The sequence below is a fragment of the Ruegeria sp. F11 genome (genome assembly GCF_056533855.1).
The window spans coordinates 52,076-68,083 of the sequence record NZ_JBQFOW010000012.1 but is presented as its reverse complement, the minus strand read 5'-3'; the positions used below and the strand labels follow the sequence as shown (position 1 = coordinate 68,083).

Here is a 16,008-nt window from a genome sequence, read left to right as displayed (position 1 = left end):
CGCCTGCTTATTCTTCCGCAGCCGCTTCTTCAACCGGTGCTTCGGCAGCTTCCGTTGCCTCAGCGGCCTTGGCTGCTTTCTCTTCCGCGCGTTCCTGAGCTTTCTTGCCCGGGGTCCCCTTGTTGGGGTTATTGCGCTCGGCCTTGTCGCGGGCGCCGGCAGCTTCCAGCATGCGGGCGATCCGGTCGGTGGGCTGTGCGCCCTGATCCAGCCAGTACTGGATGCGCTCCATGTTCATTTTCACGCGCTCCTCGCTGTCTTTCGGCAGCAGCGGGTTGTAGGTGCCCAGCTTCTCGATGAAACGGCCATCGCGGGGCATACGGCTGTCAGCCGCAACGATGCGATAGAAGGGACGCTTTTTCGAGCCGCCGCGGGCGAGACGAATTTTCATTGCCATGGTGGTATCTCCTTTGAATGGCGTATCCGGGGTAAGCCCGGTTTAGTTCTGATGCTTCTTATGGTGTCGGATGACTTCCTGAATGATGAAATTCAGGAAAGCCTTGGCGAAATCGGGGTCCAGATCGGCCTCCTTCGCCAGGTCTTCTAACCGTGCGATCTGCGCGGCTTCGCGCGTGGGATCGGACGGGGGAAGGTCGTGTGTCGCTTTCAGCTTGCCAACAGCCTGCGTGTGCTTGAACCGCTCGCCCAGCGTGTAGACAAGGATCGCGTCCAGCCGGTCGATGCTTTCGCGATGCTCTTTCAACAGCGTGGCAGCCTGTGTCACGGGGTTGGTCATTGGCCGGTCCTTTCGGTGGTCAAGTCAATCTGCGGGTGACGCCAGATCTGGGCGGTCAGGCCCAACAGCTCAGCATTCTCAACTTCCAGCACTGCACCAAGGCGTTCGGCCAAAGCGCGCGAGCGGTCATTTTCGTGGGCAATGTACGAGATCACGCCGTTCAGCCCCTGATGGCGCGCGGCATAGTCGCGGGCGGCCTCTGCGGCCTCATATGCCAGACCTTTGCCCTCGGCTTCAGCCATCACGGTCCAGCCCAGTTCAGGTTCAGCCCAGCCCGGCACGTCGATGATACCGGCCCAGCCGACAAACGCGCCGCTGGATTTCTCGGTCAGGTGCCACAGGCCATAGCCGCGCAGCGCCCAGTGTCCCAAACGACCGGCCAGCGAGGACCAACTGCCCAGCTCATCCTTGGGCCCGCCGACCATGTGGCTGCGTTCCGAGGCGTAAAAGGCAATCATCGCAGGCAAATCGTCCAGATGCGGCGCGCGCAGGATCAGGCGGTCGGTCTCGATGGTGGGGATTGTGGACGAGGTCATGCGTAAGCCTCCATCCCGCCATTCACCAGATCACCCGGAGCCGGGTGCCGCCAAATCTCGGATTTGCCGTATTTGGGGTGTTCGTAGAGATATTCGAACTGTGCACCCAGACGTTTGGCCACCGCCTTGCTGGCGTGATTGTCCAGATCAATCAGCGAGATCGCCGTCTCCCAGCCCAGCACATCATAGGCGTGGCTACGTGCAGCCTGCGCCGCCTCGGTCGCATAACCCTTGCCGGTGGCATGGGTCATCAGGGTCCAGCCGACCTCGGGCTCGGGCCAGCCTTCGGGGAACCACAGGCCGATGCGTCCGACATAAGCGCCGGTGTCCTTTTCATCGACGCTCCAATAGCCATAGCCGCGCACAACCCAATGCCCCAGAAGCGAGGCAAAGACCCGCCACACCTCATCCCGGCGCAGCGGGCCGCCGACGAATTTCGCCGCCTCACTGGCAAAGAACGCGGTATCCGCGTCCAGATCAGCCTCGGACGGCGCGCGCATGATCAGGCGCTCGGTCTCAAGCCGGGGGATATGATCAGCGATCAGGTTCACTTTTTCTTACCAAACCCGCTGAGGCCCGGGGGCAGGCCCATGCCGCCGCCCAGACCGGGCAGACCACCGCGCCCGCCCATTGCCTTGGCCGCCTGTTCCAGCGCCTTGGGGTCCATGCCTGCGGCCATTTCCTCGGGCGAGGGGCCGCCTTTGCCGAACATGCCCTTCATGGCCTGTTTCAACATCTTGCCTTTGCCCATCTTGCCCATCTTCTTCATCATGTCCGACATCTGCCGGTGCATCTTGAGCAGCTTGTTGAGGTCGCTGACCTCCATCCCCGAACCCGCCGCAATCCGTTTCTTGCGGCTTGCCTGCAGCAGTTGCGGGTTGGCGCGTTCGCGTTTGGTCATCGACTGGATCAGGGCGATCTGCTGGCGCAGGATCTTGTCGTCCAGACCCGCCTGATCCATCTGCTTGGCCATCTTGTTCATGCCCGGCATCATGCCCATCATGCCCTGCATACCGCCCATCTGGATCATCTGCTCCAGCTGCATTTTCAGGTCGTTCATGTTGAACTGACCTTTGACCATGCGCTTCATCATGCGCTCGGTCTGTTCCATCTCCATCGTTTCCTGGGCCTTTTCGACCAGGGCCACGATGTCGCCCATGCCCAGAATACGACCGGCGATCCGGTCTGGCTCGAAGGTTTCTAGCGCGTCCATCTTCTCGCCCAGACCGACAAAGCGGATCGGCTTGCCGGTAACAGCGCGCATCGACAGCGCCGCACCACCGCGCCCATCGCCGTCCATCCGGGTCAGGACCACGCCGGAAATGCCGACCTTGGCGTCGAACTCCTCGGCCACCTCGACGGCGACCTGACCGGTCAGGCCGTCGACGACCAGCAGCGTCTCGCGCGGGTCGACCGCGTTGCGGACCTGCTCAACCTCATCCATCAGGACTTCGTCGATATGCAGACGGCCCGCAGTGTCGAGCATATAGACGTCATAGCCACCCAGCGTCGCCTGCTGCTTGGCGCGCATAGCGATATCAACCGGTTTCTGGCCCGGCACGATCGGCAGCGTGTCGACGCCAACTTGCGTGCCCAGCACCGCCAACTGATCCATCGCCGCCGGGCGATAGACGTCGAGCGAGGCCATCAGGACCTTCTTGCCCTCTTTTTCTTTCAGGCGTTTGGCCAGTTTGCCGGTGGTCGTGGTCTTACCCGAGCCCTGCAGACCGACCATCAGGATCGGCGCAGGCGGGTTGTCGATCTTCAACGCGCCGGGGTCTTCCTCGCCACGCAGGGTATCAACCAGCGCGTCATGTACGATCTTGACGACCTGTTGGCCGGGGGTGATCGACTTGGTGACGGCCTGACCGGTCGCCTGTTCCTGCACCTTCTTGACGAATTCGCGGGCCACCGGAAGCGAGACATCGGCCTCAAGCAGGGCAACGCGAACCTCGCGCAGGGCGGTTTTGACGTCTTCTTCGGACAGGGCACCCTGTTTGGTCAGCCGGTCAAAGACGCCAGAAAGGCGTTCGGATAGATTTTCAAACATGCCTTCGGCCTCCTATGCCGGTTATCTGATGGCGTGCCCTACATAGGATGCGCCGGTTAAATGCACAAACGCCCCCACGGGCGAAACTCGCTGGTGGGGGGCGATCCCTGAACGACTCAAGGGACCGGAAGGGTACTCTCTTCCGGATGTTTGGGGCGGCTTATGTAAATCAGTTCACAGTGTCAAGACCGGGCTGGCTGTAGACCTGTATCCCGTCATCGGGCGCGGTTTGCCTGAAACGCGGTTTTGTGGCACGCTGCTAGGGTATTTTTTACTGGTTTGCGTGGTGAGGGGTATTTTTATGAAAGTATTAACGCATGTGGTGAAGAAAGGCGAAAATCTGAACAAGATCGCTGCCAAATACGGATACAAGAATTTCGACATCATTTATAAGCACAAGGAAAACGCAAAGTTCCGAAAATTGCGGCCGAACCCGTCGAAAATAATGCCGGGGGATGAGGTCAGGATACCTCCGGCAAATTCTGCGGCGATGGTGGTGGACAGAAAGTCGCTTAAGGAAATTGAAAGCGTTCTGGCCAGCTTGAAGAAAAACCGGAAAGAGGCCGCACAGGATTTCAAGGCGCTTCGAAAGGATGTCACATCGGAATACCTCAAGGCGAAAAAGGCCAGCGACAAGAACGATCTGAACGCGCTGTTGCTGACCCTTGGGACGGGTTTGGCGTTCAAGGTTGGCGCGGCCTACAAAAGCACGCAACTGGCAGGCAGCAAGCTGATCCTGCACAACAAGAAATTCCTCAAGCAATTCGTGATCGACAAGGGCATTCAGGATTCCCAGTTCATCGCGCAGGCCTTCCGGGATGATATCAAAGAGACCACCAAAGCCGGGCTTTGGGGAAAACGTGCTGTCTCGGTTATTGCGGGTCTCATGACGCCCTCGTTCTGGGCCGGGGCGGCGATTGAGGTTGCCAAGGGGAACTGGGACCCGGTCAAATGGACCAACGCGTTGAAGCGGATCGAGAAATCGGCACTGAGTAAAGTGGGCGAGGTCGAAAAGAATGCGTTGCAGAACCTGGACCTGCGTATCGCGAAGTATGAAAAGGCACTGAAGATGGCGCGGAGCATGGTCAAGGGCTAAGCTCGAAGTACCTTCCCCGGTTGCAAGTCAGCGAAGGCTTCGGCATCACGCTTCTGTCGAAGTCATTTCCCGGGGGTGCTATATGACCGCATCGGATACCTCAGCCGACAACCTGCCCATCAGTTCGGACGCGCTGCTGGCGCAGCTTGACGCGTGGGGGCTGCCCTATCGGCTGCACAGTCACATCCCGCTGCGCACGGTCGAGGATGCAAAAGGAGTCGAGGATCAGTTCATGGTTCCGGGTGAGAACGCCCTGCGCCTCAAGAACCTGTATCTGCGGGACAAGAAGAAGCGGAACTATCTGGTGACGTTGGAGCAGAGCCGCGAGATTGACCTGAAAGCCCTTGGGGCCGAGTTGGGGATCGGCAGCCTGTCTTTCGGGTCGGCGGATCGGCTGATGCAGAACCTGGGCATTCGTCCCGGCTCGGTCAGCCCGCTGGCGATGATCACAGGGGTCGGGGCTGGGGTGCGGTTCTTTATGGACGCTGCCGCCCGGCAGGCGGATGTGATCTATATGCACCCGCTGGTCAATGACCGGACCGTTGCAATGGCGCGCTCGGACGTGATGGCGTTTTTTGATCGGATCGGGTGCGAGGTGGGCTGGTTGCCCTAGGGGACGGGCCTTGGGGCGCAGGCCGGGGCTCCGCCCGTTCGGGCTGAAACTGTCCGCCGGACAGTTTCTGTAACGCCCCTCACCCTCCGGCGGAGGTATTTTTGAACAGAAGAAGACGCGGCGGCTTTAGGGTTCGGTCAGGGCTTTGTTCAGGGCCGCCGCGACATGAGCGGCGGAGGGGTTGATGAACAGGTGGCCGTCTGCTTCGAACATCGGGTCGTCGAGGTGATCGGGGAAGGCCAGCGGCAGTTCGGTGCAGGCCAGCAGGATTGCCGTGCCCGGTTTGGCTTGGCGGTTGCAGAAGTCCAATAGACGTTTGTGGGCCGTGGCTGACGCGCCTCCGTAAAAGTCGGTGTCGATCATGGCCTGCATTTCGGCGATGTCGTCCTCGGGCAGGCGGTCATTGGCGCGGATGCCCTCGGTGGCGAGGCGGTCGGCGTAGTTGGTGGCCTGCATGGTGACTGTTGTGCCCAGAACCAGAGCGTCCGGGGCTCCGCTTGCGGCTGTGACCTCGGCGGTGGCGTCGAAGATGCTGAGGATCGGCATGCACACGCCCTGACGGATCGCGTGCAGCCTTGCATGCGGTGTGTTCGAGGCGATGATGCCGAAATCGCAACCGGCGCGTTCCAGCGTCAGCAGGGCATCGCGGAAGACCGCGTCGAAGGCGGCCCAACTGGCCTCATCTCCCGCCACACCGCGCAGGGCTCGGGTTTTGGCCTGCGTGACGGATTCGATGGTCATCGGCGGGATTGGGAGAGGCGAGCCGTGGCCGCGTTCGGCGAAATAGCGCCCGGCACCTTCGGCAATTGCCCGGTAATAGTCCACGGTCGAGGCCCAGCCGACACCGCCCAGAATTCCGATTTTCTTCATGATGAACGCCCAGTCTTGCAAACCCGCTAAGGCGCAGACTGGACGTTTCGTGGCGCAAAGGCCAGAGGGGATCAGGCGGCCAGTTCTGATACCGCCTTATGGGCGCTGTTTAGTGCAGCTTCGGCGTCCAATGCCATCTGATCGGCAGCGATGACATCGACATCGGTGATGCCGATGAAGCCCAGCACGTGTTTTGCGTAGTTGGTGGCAAAGTCGATTTCGGACCCGACTGCCGTGCCGCCCGAGGCGATGGCGAGGATCGCGCGTTTGCCATCCAGCAGGCCTTTGGGGCCAGCCTCGGTATAGGAAAAGGTCAGGCCCGCGCGGGCGACCAGATCAATCCAGGCCTTGAAGGCGGCGGGGACCGAGAAATTGTAGATCGGCAGGCCGATAACGATGGTATCCGCGCGTTGCAGTTCCGATACCAGCTCGTCCGAAAGCGCCAGTTGGTCCCGCTGCACTTCGTCGCGCTGATCGGCGGGGGTAAAGTTGGCGGCGATCCAGTCCTCGGTCAGCAGGGGCAGGGGCGTGGCTAGGTCGCGGCGGATGATGCGCCCGGCATCCAAATGGCGAACGATCCGGTCGGACAAGTCGCGGGTGGCTGATCCGGTGCGGCGGGCCGAGGCGTCGATATGCAGGATGGTCTTGGTCATGGTTTTGGGGTCCTTCTGGTCAGGGAAATCTTGCTGTCCCCAATATGAATGTTGCATTGGTGAACAAAACTCGGATACATCAACATTGAATGTTGGAAATTGCACAGAAGAAGATGTGTCATGGACAATTGGGATGAAGTGAGAACCGCTTATCAGGTGGCGCGCATGGGAACCGTCAGCGGCGCGGCCGAGGTTTTGGGCGTGCACCACGCCACCGTGATCCGCCATATCGACGCCATCGAGGCGCGGCTGGGCGTCAAACTGTTCCAGCGTCATGCGCGGGGCTACACGCCAACCGAGGCTGGTGAAGACCTGTTGCGTGTGGCGCAGGCCACTGAGGATCAGTTCAACCAACTGGTCGGGCGGATGAAGGGGCGGGGCGATGATGTCTCGGGCGAGCTGGTCGTGACGTCTCTGGCCTCGCTTGCGCCTTTGGTGGTGCCGACGCTCAGCACGTTTCAGAACGCGCATCCCGGCCTGATCGTGCGGTATCTGACCGGCGACCGCCTGTTCCGGCTGGAATATGGCGAGGCGCATGTGGCCATTCGCGCCGGGGCTGCGCCGGATCAGCCGGACAACGTTGTGCAGCCCTTCATCTCGCAAGAGGTCGGGCTTTTTGCCAGCAAGGACTATATCGCGCGGCGGGGGAAACCCTCGGGCGTGTCAGATTTCGCTGATCATGCGTTTGTGGGCAATGACGATGAAAACAGCCGCGCCCCATTTGCCCGATGGCTGCGCGAAAATGCTCCGGCCGAGGCGATCACCTTCCGGTGTTCGAACAATTTCACCGGAGGTGAGGCGGTACTGGCCGGGGCAGGCATCGGCTTCATGGCCCGGTGGGAGGCTGCGCGCCACCCCGATCTGGAAGAGGTCATGGAGCCGTTGCCGGAATGGTCCGGCAAGCTGTGGCTGGTGACCCATGTGGACCTGCACCGGACGACCAAGGTGCAGGCGTTTCTGAAATTTCTCAAAGAACAGGCCAAGGGCTGGCTGCCATGAGCCCACAGGCGCGCGGCCATCTGGCCATGCTGACCTTTTCGGCGCTTGTGGCGGGCAGTTTCTCGCTGGGCTCGATCATTGCCAATGAGATCGCTCCGGCGGCGCTGAACGCGATGCGTTTTGCCATTGCTGCGCTGGTGATCGGGGTTGCGGCCCTTGTCACCACCGGCTTGTCGCGCGGGGCGGCGCAGGCACCTTGGCGCTATCTGATATTGGGCGGGTTGTTCGCCACCTATTTCGTCCTGATGTTCTACGGCCTGCAAACCGCCCCGCCGGTCAGCGCTGCGGCGGTGTTTACCCTGACGCCTGTCATCTCGGCCCTTGCGGGCTGGGTCCTGTTGCGGCAGATCACGACGCCCCGCATGGCGCTGGCCCTGATCGTGGGCGCAATCGGGGCGCTATGGGTGATTTTCCGAGCGGACTGGCAGGCGTTCCGCCTGTTCGAGATCGGAACCGGAGAGATCATCTATTTCTGGGGCTGCGTCGCGCATGCGGTCTACACGCCGATGGTGCGCAAGCTGAATCGGGGCGAGCCTGCTGTGGTGTTCACCTTCGGCACGCTCGTTTCGGGCTTCCTGGTTCTGCTTGTATTCGGGTGGTCCGACATTGCCGCGACCGATTGGCTGAACCTGCCGTTCATCGTCTGGCTGGGTATTCTATACCTGTCATTCTTCGCAACAGCGGCGAGTTTCGTTCTGGTCCAGTTCTCGGCCCTACGGCTGCCCTCGGCCAAGGTCATGGCCTATACCTATCTGGTGCCAAGCTGGGTCATTCTGTGGGAAATCGCTTTGGGCAACGGTGTGCCGACCGGCTTGATTTTGGGCGGGGTTGTTCTGACCGTTGTGGCGCTGTTGCTTTTGTTGAAAGAAGAAGCTCCGACCCCAATCCGGCGCTTGTCCGATTGAGGCTTGCTTTCCGCGCAAGCCATGTAAAGCTCACCCCCCTAAACGGGGCAATCGAAAGGACGCAGAAAAATGAATCGGATCTTTGTCGCCGGGATAGGGCTTTCGATCTCTGCGTGCAGCCAGACCGGCACCTCTGAGACGGACCTGCAGGCCAGCTGCGAGGCGCTGGTGGTGGCCGAAACAGGTGTTCAGGCCGACGGGGTACGCGCGACGGGCACCCAGATCGCGCCCACCGGTTCGGTCACAACGGTCGCAGTAGAGGGCGCGACCGCCCCCTGGTTGTGCCGCGCAGACGCGACCGGGGTTGTGACAGGCGTGGAGTTCAGCCAGGAAGGCTAGCCCGAAGCTTCCCGTTCGAAACTGTCCGTTGAGGCAGATCAAGGCCGATACATGCAAATTTCCCTATGCTTTGCGGCGAGGAGGAATTTGCCATGTATAAACATATCATGTTCCCGGTGGACCTGCATCTGCCGCCCGAGGTTCGCAAGGCGGCGGACGTTGCCGCCGAGGTAGCCAAGTGGCAGGGCGCGAAAATCACCGTTGTCAGCGTGACCGGAACTGATCCGGCTCAGACAGACTCGGCGGTTCATCAAGATTTGCGCGCGTTCGCGGATCAACTGTCCAGAAACAGCGGGACCGAGGTCGCGTTCCGCAATATCCACTCGGTCGACGTGGCCGTTGAGGTCGATGGGGATCTGGCCAAGGCGGCTGACGAGATCGGCGCGGACCTGATCGTGGTTGGCACCCATGCGCCGCGGATAACCGACTATATTTTCTCAAGCCACGCGGGGTATCTGGCGAAGCATGCCAGTGTCTCGGTTTTTGTAGTCAGATAGCTTTAGTCGTCGCCCGCGGGCAGTTCGACTTCGAGAAACCGCTCGAACGCATCCAGATTGACCGGTTCGAACTGCCCGAACCCCTGCATCCAGACTGAGGCTGCGCGCAGGGCGTCTGGTTCCAGCTTGCACCACTTCACTCGACCGCGTTTCTCCTGGCTAATCAGCCCGGCTTTGGTCAGGATGACCAGATGTTTCGAGATCGCAGCCAGCGACATCTCGAACGGTTCCGCCACGTCCGTGACGGCCATATCATCCTCAAGCAGCATCGCAAGGATGGTGCGGCGGGTGGGATCGGCAAGGGCCGCGAAAACGGTGTCGAGGTCGTTGGGCATGCCCGTGCTGAACCACAGCCCCGAAGTTTGGTCAACCATTTGGTTGAATATGCGGATTCAGGTCTTTTGGCGTGTGGCATCCGGATTGGCCGGAATCCTGATTAGGCTACGAGTAACGAATTTCATTTAAAATCAATATTTTAATGTGCGACAATCCAGGCGCGCAACCCCGTTGACTCTGTGCCCGCAGCCCCTTAGCACCCTACCCAAGACTGTACGAGGGACCCGCCCGTGACCGATGATGACCAAAAGCAGCGTATGGCGCAGCTTGAGGCCAAGATCGAAGCGGCGAAAAAGGCCAAAGCGCCCAAGCCCCGCGCAGATGCTGACGTGTCCGGGGGCGAGCTTGCCTGGAGGATGGTCATCGAAATGGTATCCGGTCTGGGGATCGGATTTGGCATCGGATACGGGCTGGACAGCCTGCTCGGGACAATCCCGATCTTTCTGGTGCTTTTCACATTGCTGGGCCTTGTCGCGGGCGTGAAGGTTATGCTCCGCAGCGCGAAAGAGGTTCAAGATAAACAAGCGGCTGCAAGCGCGGCCGAGAAGGACGAGAGGGACTGAACGTGGCGACCGAGACCACCGCAGCAGAAGGCAGCAGCCTGGTATTCCACCCGATGGACCAGTTCATCGTCAAGCCGCTCTTTGGCGACGGTGCGATTGCCTGGTACACGCCCACCAACGTGACCCTGTGGATGTTCCTGGCGATTGCCGCGATCTTTGGTCTGCTGGTTCTCAGCACCTCGAAGCGCGCGATTGTTCCGACCCGGATGCAGTCGGTGGCCGAACTGGCCTATGGCTTCATCTACAAGATGCTGGAAGACATCTGCGGCAAGGAAGGCGTCAAATACTTCCCCTATGTCATGACCCTGTTCATGTTCATCGTCTGCGCGAACTTCCTGGGCATGATCCCCACATCCTTCACCACCACATCGCATTTCGCCGTAACCATCCCGCTGGCGCTGGCCGTGTTTCTGACCGTGACCGTTCTGGGTTTCGTCAAGAACGGTGCCGCGTTTCTGGGCCTGTTCTGGGTCTCGAGCGCACCGCTGGCGCTGCGCCCGGTTCTGGCGATTATCGAGCTGATTTCGTACTTCGTGCGTCCCGTCAGCCACTCCATTCGTCTTGCCGGTAACGTCATGGCAGGCCACGCCGTGATCAAGGTGTTCGCAGGCTTTGCCGCGATTGCCGTGATCTCGCCCGTGTCGGTTCTGGCGATCACCGCTATGTATGGCCTCGAGGTCCTCGTGTCCTTCATTCAGGCCTACGTATTCACCATTTTGACCTGTGTTTACCTCAAGGATGCGCTGCATCCGTCGCACTAAGGTCCGAACACCCAACATCGAAACTTCCAATTCGTAAGGAGACACATCATGGAAGGCGATCTCGCACACATCGGCGCAGGCCTGGCAGCAATCGGTTCCGGCGCAGCCGCAATCGGGGTGGGCAACGTTGCAGGCAACTTCCTGGCTGGCGCCCTGCGCAACCCTTCGGCGGCTGCTTCGCAGACCGCAACCCTCTTCATCGGTATCGCATTCGCAGAAGCGCTGGGCATCTTCGCATTCCTGGTCTCGCTGCTGCTGATGTTCGCCGTCTAATCTGCGGAACCTGATCCTTACGCGCAGGTGGGCCCAAGCCATAGCGGCCCACCTGTTGTAAAGACAACGTTCCGACGGAGGACATCATGGCGACTGAACCCCTTGCCAAAGAAGTAGCTGGCACCTGCGTTGACTCTCATGGGTCGGCGATCGGTATGCCGCAGCTCTGCTTCGATTGGTTCCCCAACCAGATTTTCTGGCTGGTCATTACGCTGGTCGTCATCTTTCTGGTCCTGTCCCGCGTGGCTCTGCCCCGCATCGCGGCAATCCTGGCTGAACGTCAGGGGACCATTACAAATGACCTGGCTGCGGCCGAAGATCTGAAGGCCAAGGCGGTCGAGGCCGAAGAGGCCTATAACAAGGCGCTGGCCGATGCCCGGACTGAGGCACAGCGTATCGCAGCGGAAGCCCGCGCCGAAATCCAGTCTGGTCTGGATGACGCGATTGCCAAGGCAGACGCGGAAATCGCTGCAAAGGCGGCTGAATCGGAAAAGGCAATTGCCGAAATCCGTGCCGGTGCGCTGGAAAGCATTCAAGTGGTTGCCAAGGATACGGCGGCTGAACTGGTCACTGCACTGGGCGGCGAGGCGGATGCCAAAGCCATCAACAGTGCCGTAGACGCGCAGACGAAAGGATAAGTGACATGCGGAACACTCTTGCCCTTATCCTGACTGTCGGCGCAGCCAGCCCCGCGCTGGCAGCAAGCGGCCCGTTCTTCTCGCTTGGCAACACCGACTTTGTGGTCCTGCTGGGCTTCATCGTCTTCATCGCGGTCCTGTTCTATTTCAAGGTCCCCGGCATGATCGGCGGCGCCTTGGACAACCGGGCCGCTGGCATCAAGTCCGAACTGGACGAAGCCCGCGCCCTGCACGAAGAAGCGCGCAGCCTGCTGGCCTCGTACGAGCGCAAGCAGCGCGAAGTTCAGGGTCAGGCGGATGCCATCGTCGAAGCGGCGAAAGCAGATGCGGCTCTGGCGGCGGAACAAGCCAAGGTCGATCTGGAGAAATCCATCGCCCGTCGTCTGGCGGCCGCACAGGACCAGATCGCATCAGCCGAAGCTTCGGCCGTGAAAGAGGTACGCGATCAGGCGGTGTCCGTCGCGGTCTCGGCAGCAAGCGCCGTTCTGGCCAAGCAGATGACAGCAGCTCAGGCAAACAAGCTGATCGACGCGTCCATCGCGGATGTCGGCGAAAAGCTGCACTGAGATTGACAGACAATCAGACAGAAAACCCGGCCTCAGCGCCGGGTTTTTTCTTTGCCACGTTATCCCTGGCTTGAAAGTTTGTTCAAGATGTCTGCGTAGTCTTTTGAGGCGACAAAGACTTGGGGCAACTCATCCAGGACTGCGTCGATCGGATCGTACAAAGCCGCAGCCTGCGCCAGAATGTCGTCAGGAATGGTTTTTTTGGCACGTTCAACCCGTTCGGGCACCTGGAACTTGAGGCCCAGAAAATCGGCAACGTCAGCCTGCCGGGTCCAGATGGCCTCATAATGCAGGCACAGAACCGGAGAGTCTTCAAATGTGCCCCAGCGTTCCATCTGGCTGGCCTGATTTAGAACATCGCGCCGGAACAGATCCTCGACCGGGCCCGAGGCATGAAGGTGGTCGAAATGCTCATCCACCCAATCCCGCCCGAACCGTTCAATCGCAGAATAGACCGACAGTGCGGAATCCTTTGTTGAGCCAAAGCAGAAAAGCGTTTTCACATTTGCCCGGGTTTTTAGCGCGTCCGGAAAATCATGCGTTTTGACCAGCGTTCCGGGGTGTAGCGCTGCGGTTTCCAGCCGCGCCTCGAACACCGATTTCGCCTTGCGTGGCCGATGCCGTCGCTTGTTTGCCTGACGCAGAGCGTCATACATCAGCGTGCTGCCGGACCGTCCGTTGCTGGCAACGATAATACAGGGGTCGTTTACAGGGGTAAGGCGACGTAAGAGATTGATCATTTTCAGCTTGTGCTTGCTCAATTGCGACCGGGTGCCAGGTTTTTGCTGATGGTGCAGTCGCGTAAACATCTTGTTGCCCGGATGTCTACCTTTTTCGCACAGTTCACCCGTTGTGGATGTGGACGAAGTTTAGATTTCATTCTCGATTGGGGCGGAAAAAACTCATGGCTGCCCGGTTTCGTGGTCCAGCCGCTGCCGCGCAATTTCCTCGTTCTTCTCGGCCTTTTGCTGATCCTCCATGCAGCGTTCCACAAAGTTCAGATGCTGTTCCACCGCATCCCGCGCCTTTGACGGGTCGCGTGCCTGAAGGGCGGTGTTAATGGCGCGGTGCTGGTTCAGGATGGCCTCGCGGGTGGCGCGCTGCTGGAACATGATTTGCCTGTTGTAGAACACGCCCTGCCGCAGCAGATCGTACATCGAACGCATCATGTGGAGCATGATGACGTTATGACTGGCCTCGATGATGGCCATGTGAAACTCGGCATCCAGCCGGGCCTCATCCTCGGCGGCGTTGCGGGCGTGCGCGGTTTCCATCTTGTCGAAAATGGTCTGGATCACCTTCAGGTCGCTGCCGGACCCCAACCGCGCGGCGCGCTCTGCCGCCAACCCCTCCATGTCGCGCCGAAATGAGAGATAGTCGAACACCGCCTCGTCATGGCTGCTGAACAGGCGGATCAGGGCGGGGGCAAAGGCGGAACCCAGAACCTCGGCCACGTAAATCCCGGACCCGGCCTTGGCGGTCAGCAATCCCTGCGCCTGCAACTCGGAAATTGCCTCGCGCAACGAGGGGCGCGAAACCCCCATCCGGTCGGCCAGTTCGCGTTCCGGGGGCAGCCGTTCGCCGGGGCGCAGGATGCCCCGCAGGATCAGCAACTCAATCTGACGCACGACGGCATGTGACAGCTTTTCGGTTTGAACTTTGTGAAAGGGCATGGGGCGTTCCGGAATTGGTCAAATCATATGACCACGCATCCAAACCGGGTTCAAGAAGCGGGAGAAATCACAAAGGCTGAAATATTAGGTCAGAATTATTGACTTTAATTGAGGTGCGCATAGGCTGCTAAAAATCCAGTTCGGAGGAGCCCGATGTCCACGCAGCCGCTATTCGCCACCCGCACGACGCGCATGAAAGCCTCGGAAATTCGCGAGTTGCTGAAACTGCTGGACCAGCCGGGCATCATTTCTTTTGCGGGCGGTATCCCGGCCCCGACCCTGTTCCCGGCGGATGCCTTTGCGCAGGCCTTTCAACAGGCGTTGGGCCCGGGCACACGGGCACAGGCGCTGCAATATTCCGTTAGCGAGGGGTATGTCCCGCTGCGTGAATGGCTGGTGGATCATATGCGGCAGATCGGCGTGGAGTGCGCGCTGGACAACGTCCTGATTACATCGGGCTCGCAACAGGCGCTGGATTATCTGGGGAAGCTCTACCTGTCTCCCGGCGATACGGCGCTGGTCGGGTGGCCGACCTATCTAGGGGCGATTGCAGCCTTCAACGCCTATGAGCCCCGTTTTGATCGCCTCGGCATCGACGAAAATCGGGGCGCGGCGGAATATGCGGCCGGGACCGGCAAGGTCAAATTCGCCTACCTGTCGCCCGATTTCGCCAACCCGACCGGGGAAACCGTGGACCTGCGGGGCAGAGAGGCGCTGTTGGATCTGGCCGATGATCTGGACTGCGCCGTGATCGAAGACGGGGCCTATCAGGCCCTGCGCTACGACGGCGCGCCAATCCCGCCCGTTCTGGCGCTGGAACTGGCACGCAAAGGGTCGATCGAGGCGTGCCGGACGATCTATTGCGGCAGTTTCTCGAAAACCCTGTCTCCCGGGCTACGGATGGGCTGGGTGGTTGCAGCCAAGCCGGTCATCTCGCAATTGGTTCTGATGAAACAGGCGGCGGACCTGCACTCGGCCACCATCAACCAGATGGCGGTGCATCAGGTGGCGCAGGCCTGTTTCGACACGCATATCCCGAAGGTGCGCCAGACCTATCGCGCGCGGCGCGATGCCATGCTGGCGGCGCTGGAGGTAAATATGCCCGACGGCGTTCAGTGGACCCGCCCCGAGGGCGGAATGTTCATCTGGCTGACCCTGCCTGCGGGAACCAACGGGGGTGATCTGCTGGCGCGGGCTCTGGACACGGTCAAGGTCGCCTTTGTGCCGGGTCAGGCCTTCTTCCCTGATGGCGGCGGTGCCAACACGATCCGCCTGAGCTTCTCAAACTCGAATGAGGACACGATCCGCGAGGGCATACGTAGGTTGGGTGTCCTCCTGCGCGAATGACGGAAAGGTTCTGTTAACCATATTGGCCCATAGCTGGCGGTATGATCCGCTATCTGCCCCTTCTGCTGCTGGCCGCCTGTTCGGCTGGCACGCCTTACTTCCGCGATCAACCGGCCACACGTATCGCGGTGAACGGTAGCGTGTTCGACGTTCGTGTCCGAGATGAACTGGCCGAGGCCGTGCGCGTGAACCCGCAATACGCCCCGCGTCTTGGCCCGATCCGGGACCGGGCTGCAGTGGCCATGGCGCAGGTCTCGGGTTGTCCGATTCTGGATGTGCTGGGCGACGCGGCGGTAACGGTGGGGGTTCTGGGCTGTGACCGCGAGCTGGGGGAAAAGCTGATTTTCGGCGCGCTGCTCCGCCGCCCCTATGAATGCGTGAACTACGGCTATTCCGGCGGATACGGCTATCAGGTCTTTGAATGCACACCGTACTGAGATACGCGGGTCTGCGCGTAGTTTCGCCAAGATGTTGTGGATAACTCGGGAGAATGACCCATATCCTGCGCAATCACGTTGACACCTCGCCCCTCGCTTGCTCACACTCAATAGCCAGAG

At 60.4% G+C, this 16,008-nt stretch carries 23 protein-coding genes; 13 read left to right on the top strand and 10 right to left on the bottom strand.

Annotated features, from left to right (window positions below; genetic code table 11):
- Positions 1-7: 7 nt before the first annotated feature.
- Genes rpsP through ffh form a run of 5 tightly spaced genes read right to left on the bottom strand, consistent with a single transcriptional unit; the run spans position 8 to position 3,322 of the window.
- Positions 8-397 carry a 30S ribosomal protein S16 gene (rpsP, locus tag ACR0NJ_RS16655; protein ID WP_480818248.1) on the bottom strand — a complete coding sequence of 130 codons (390 nt, stop codon included), beginning with the start codon at positions 395-397 and terminating at the stop codon, positions 8-10.
- 42 nt (positions 398-439) lie between these two features.
- Positions 440-736 (bottom strand): chorismate mutase, encoded by a 297-nt coding sequence (locus ACR0NJ_RS16650; RefSeq protein ID WP_480612253.1) that lies wholly within the window; start codon positions 734-736, stop codon positions 440-442.
- Positions 733-1,272 (bottom strand): GNAT family N-acetyltransferase, encoded by a 540-nt coding sequence (locus tag ACR0NJ_RS16645; RefSeq protein ID WP_480818247.1) that lies wholly within the window; start codon positions 1,270-1,272, stop codon positions 733-735. Before ACR0NJ_RS16645 ends, ACR0NJ_RS16650 begins: the two co-directional genes overlap by 4 nt.
- A complete protein-coding gene (locus ACR0NJ_RS16640) occupies positions 1,269-1,823 on the bottom strand; it encodes a GNAT family N-acetyltransferase (RefSeq protein ID WP_480818246.1) in 555 nt (184 codons plus the stop codon). Before ACR0NJ_RS16640 ends, ACR0NJ_RS16645 begins: the two co-directional genes overlap by 4 nt.
- Entirely contained in the window at positions 1,820-3,322 is a 1,503-nt protein-coding gene (gene ffh / locus ACR0NJ_RS16635) for a signal recognition particle protein (protein WP_480818245.1), read from the bottom strand. The genes ACR0NJ_RS16640 and ffh overlap by 4 nt, the downstream gene beginning before the upstream one ends.
- A gap of 301 nt (positions 3,323-3,623) precedes the next feature.
- Between ffh and ACR0NJ_RS16630 the strand changes: the two genes are divergently transcribed.
- Positions 3,624-4,418 (top strand): LysM peptidoglycan-binding domain-containing protein, encoded by a 795-nt coding sequence (locus ACR0NJ_RS16630; RefSeq protein WP_480818244.1) that lies wholly within the window; start codon positions 3,624-3,626, stop codon positions 4,416-4,418.
- Between the two features lie 82 nt (positions 4,419-4,500).
- Positions 4,501-5,031: a prolyl-tRNA synthetase associated domain-containing protein gene (locus tag ACR0NJ_RS16625; RefSeq protein ID WP_480818243.1), complete on the top strand. Its 531-nt coding sequence runs from the start codon at positions 4,501-4,503 to the stop codon at positions 5,029-5,031.
- 126 nt (positions 5,032-5,157) lie between these two features.
- Here the strand turns inward: ACR0NJ_RS16625 and ACR0NJ_RS16620 are convergent, their stop codons facing one another.
- Together ACR0NJ_RS16620 and ACR0NJ_RS16615 are read right to left on the bottom strand one after the other, a co-directional pair.
- Entirely contained in the window at positions 5,158-5,901 is a 744-nt protein-coding gene (locus tag ACR0NJ_RS16620; RefSeq protein ID WP_480818242.1) for an aspartate/glutamate racemase family protein, read from the bottom strand.
- Between the two features lie 71 nt (positions 5,902-5,972).
- The gene (locus ACR0NJ_RS16615; protein WP_480818241.1) at positions 5,973-6,554 is read right to left on the bottom strand and encodes an FMN-dependent NADH-azoreductase; all 582 of its coding nucleotides are present in this window, start codon (positions 6,552-6,554) and stop codon (positions 5,973-5,975) included.
- Positions 6,555-6,674: 120 nt separating this feature from the next.
- Between ACR0NJ_RS16615 and ACR0NJ_RS16610 the strand changes: the two genes are divergently transcribed.
- From ACR0NJ_RS16610 to ACR0NJ_RS16595, 4 genes are all read left to right on the top strand, one after another.
- The gene (locus tag ACR0NJ_RS16610; RefSeq protein ID WP_480818240.1) at positions 6,675-7,553 is read left to right on the top strand and encodes a LysR family transcriptional regulator; all 879 of its coding nucleotides are present in this window, start codon (positions 6,675-6,677) and stop codon (positions 7,551-7,553) included.
- The gene (locus tag ACR0NJ_RS16605) at positions 7,550-8,458 is read left to right on the top strand and encodes a DMT family transporter (protein ID WP_480818239.1); all 909 of its coding nucleotides are present in this window, start codon (positions 7,550-7,552) and stop codon (positions 8,456-8,458) included. The genes ACR0NJ_RS16610 and ACR0NJ_RS16605 overlap by 4 nt, the downstream gene beginning before the upstream one ends.
- Before the next feature lie 69 nt (positions 8,459-8,527).
- A complete protein-coding gene (locus ACR0NJ_RS16600; RefSeq protein ID WP_480818238.1) occupies positions 8,528-8,797 on the top strand; it encodes a hypothetical protein in 270 nt (89 codons plus the stop codon).
- Positions 8,798-8,889: 92 nt separating this feature from the next.
- Positions 8,890-9,294, top strand: a complete 405-nt coding sequence (locus tag ACR0NJ_RS16595) for a universal stress protein (RefSeq protein WP_480818237.1) — start codon at positions 8,890-8,892, stop codon at positions 9,292-9,294.
- 2 nt (positions 9,295-9,296) lie between these two features.
- Here ACR0NJ_RS16595 and ACR0NJ_RS16590 read toward each other — a convergent pair whose 3' ends face one another.
- The gene (locus ACR0NJ_RS16590) at positions 9,297-9,629 is read right to left on the bottom strand and encodes an ArsR/SmtB family transcription factor (protein ID WP_480818293.1); all 333 of its coding nucleotides are present in this window, start codon (positions 9,627-9,629) and stop codon (positions 9,297-9,299) included.
- A 231-nt stretch (positions 9,630-9,860) separates the two neighbouring features.
- Here ACR0NJ_RS16590 and ACR0NJ_RS16585 point away from each other — a divergent pair, with 231 nt between their 5' ends.
- The 5 genes from ACR0NJ_RS16585 (at position 9,861) to ACR0NJ_RS16565 (ending at position 12,431) form a co-directional block, all read left to right on the top strand.
- The gene (locus ACR0NJ_RS16585) at positions 9,861-10,193 is read left to right on the top strand and encodes an AtpZ/AtpI family protein (RefSeq protein WP_480518490.1); all 333 of its coding nucleotides are present in this window, start codon (positions 9,861-9,863) and stop codon (positions 10,191-10,193) included.
- Positions 10,194-10,195: 2 nt separating this feature from the next.
- The gene (locus tag ACR0NJ_RS16580) at positions 10,196-10,954 is read left to right on the top strand and encodes a F0F1 ATP synthase subunit A (RefSeq protein WP_170587982.1); all 759 of its coding nucleotides are present in this window, start codon (positions 10,196-10,198) and stop codon (positions 10,952-10,954) included.
- A gap of 48 nt (positions 10,955-11,002) precedes the next feature.
- Complete coding sequence (locus ACR0NJ_RS16575; RefSeq protein ID WP_005981269.1) at positions 11,003-11,227, top strand: F0F1 ATP synthase subunit C; 225 nt, start codon at positions 11,003-11,005, stop codon at positions 11,225-11,227.
- 86 nt (positions 11,228-11,313) lie between these two features.
- Positions 11,314-11,865 (top strand): F0F1 ATP synthase subunit B', encoded by a 552-nt coding sequence (locus ACR0NJ_RS16570; protein WP_480818236.1) that lies wholly within the window; start codon positions 11,314-11,316, stop codon positions 11,863-11,865.
- Between the two features lie 5 nt (positions 11,866-11,870).
- Entirely contained in the window at positions 11,871-12,431 is a 561-nt protein-coding gene (locus ACR0NJ_RS16565; RefSeq protein WP_480818235.1) for a F0F1 ATP synthase subunit B, read from the top strand.
- A gap of 59 nt (positions 12,432-12,490) precedes the next feature.
- Here the strand turns inward: ACR0NJ_RS16565 and ACR0NJ_RS16560 are convergent, their stop codons facing one another.
- Together ACR0NJ_RS16560 and ACR0NJ_RS16555 are read right to left on the bottom strand one after the other, a co-directional pair.
- A complete protein-coding gene (locus ACR0NJ_RS16560; RefSeq protein WP_480818234.1) occupies positions 12,491-13,087 on the bottom strand; it encodes a hypothetical protein in 597 nt (198 codons plus the stop codon).
- Positions 13,088-13,333: 246 nt separating this feature from the next.
- Positions 13,334-14,104 carry an FCD domain-containing protein gene (locus ACR0NJ_RS16555; RefSeq protein WP_480818233.1) on the bottom strand — a complete coding sequence of 257 codons (771 nt, stop codon included), beginning with the start codon at positions 14,102-14,104 and terminating at the stop codon, positions 13,334-13,336.
- A 153-nt stretch (positions 14,105-14,257) separates the two neighbouring features.
- On the opposite strand from ACR0NJ_RS16555, the gene ACR0NJ_RS16550 reads away from it, so the two are divergent.
- Positions 14,258-15,451, top strand: coding sequence for an aminotransferase-like domain-containing protein (locus tag ACR0NJ_RS16550; protein WP_480818232.1), 1,194 nt, complete (start codon positions 14,258-14,260; stop codon positions 15,449-15,451).
- A 41-nt stretch (positions 15,452-15,492) separates the two neighbouring features.
- Entirely contained in the window at positions 15,493-15,888 is a 396-nt protein-coding gene (locus ACR0NJ_RS16545; protein ID WP_480818231.1) for a hypothetical protein, read from the top strand.
- Positions 15,889-16,008 lie beyond the last annotated feature (120 nt).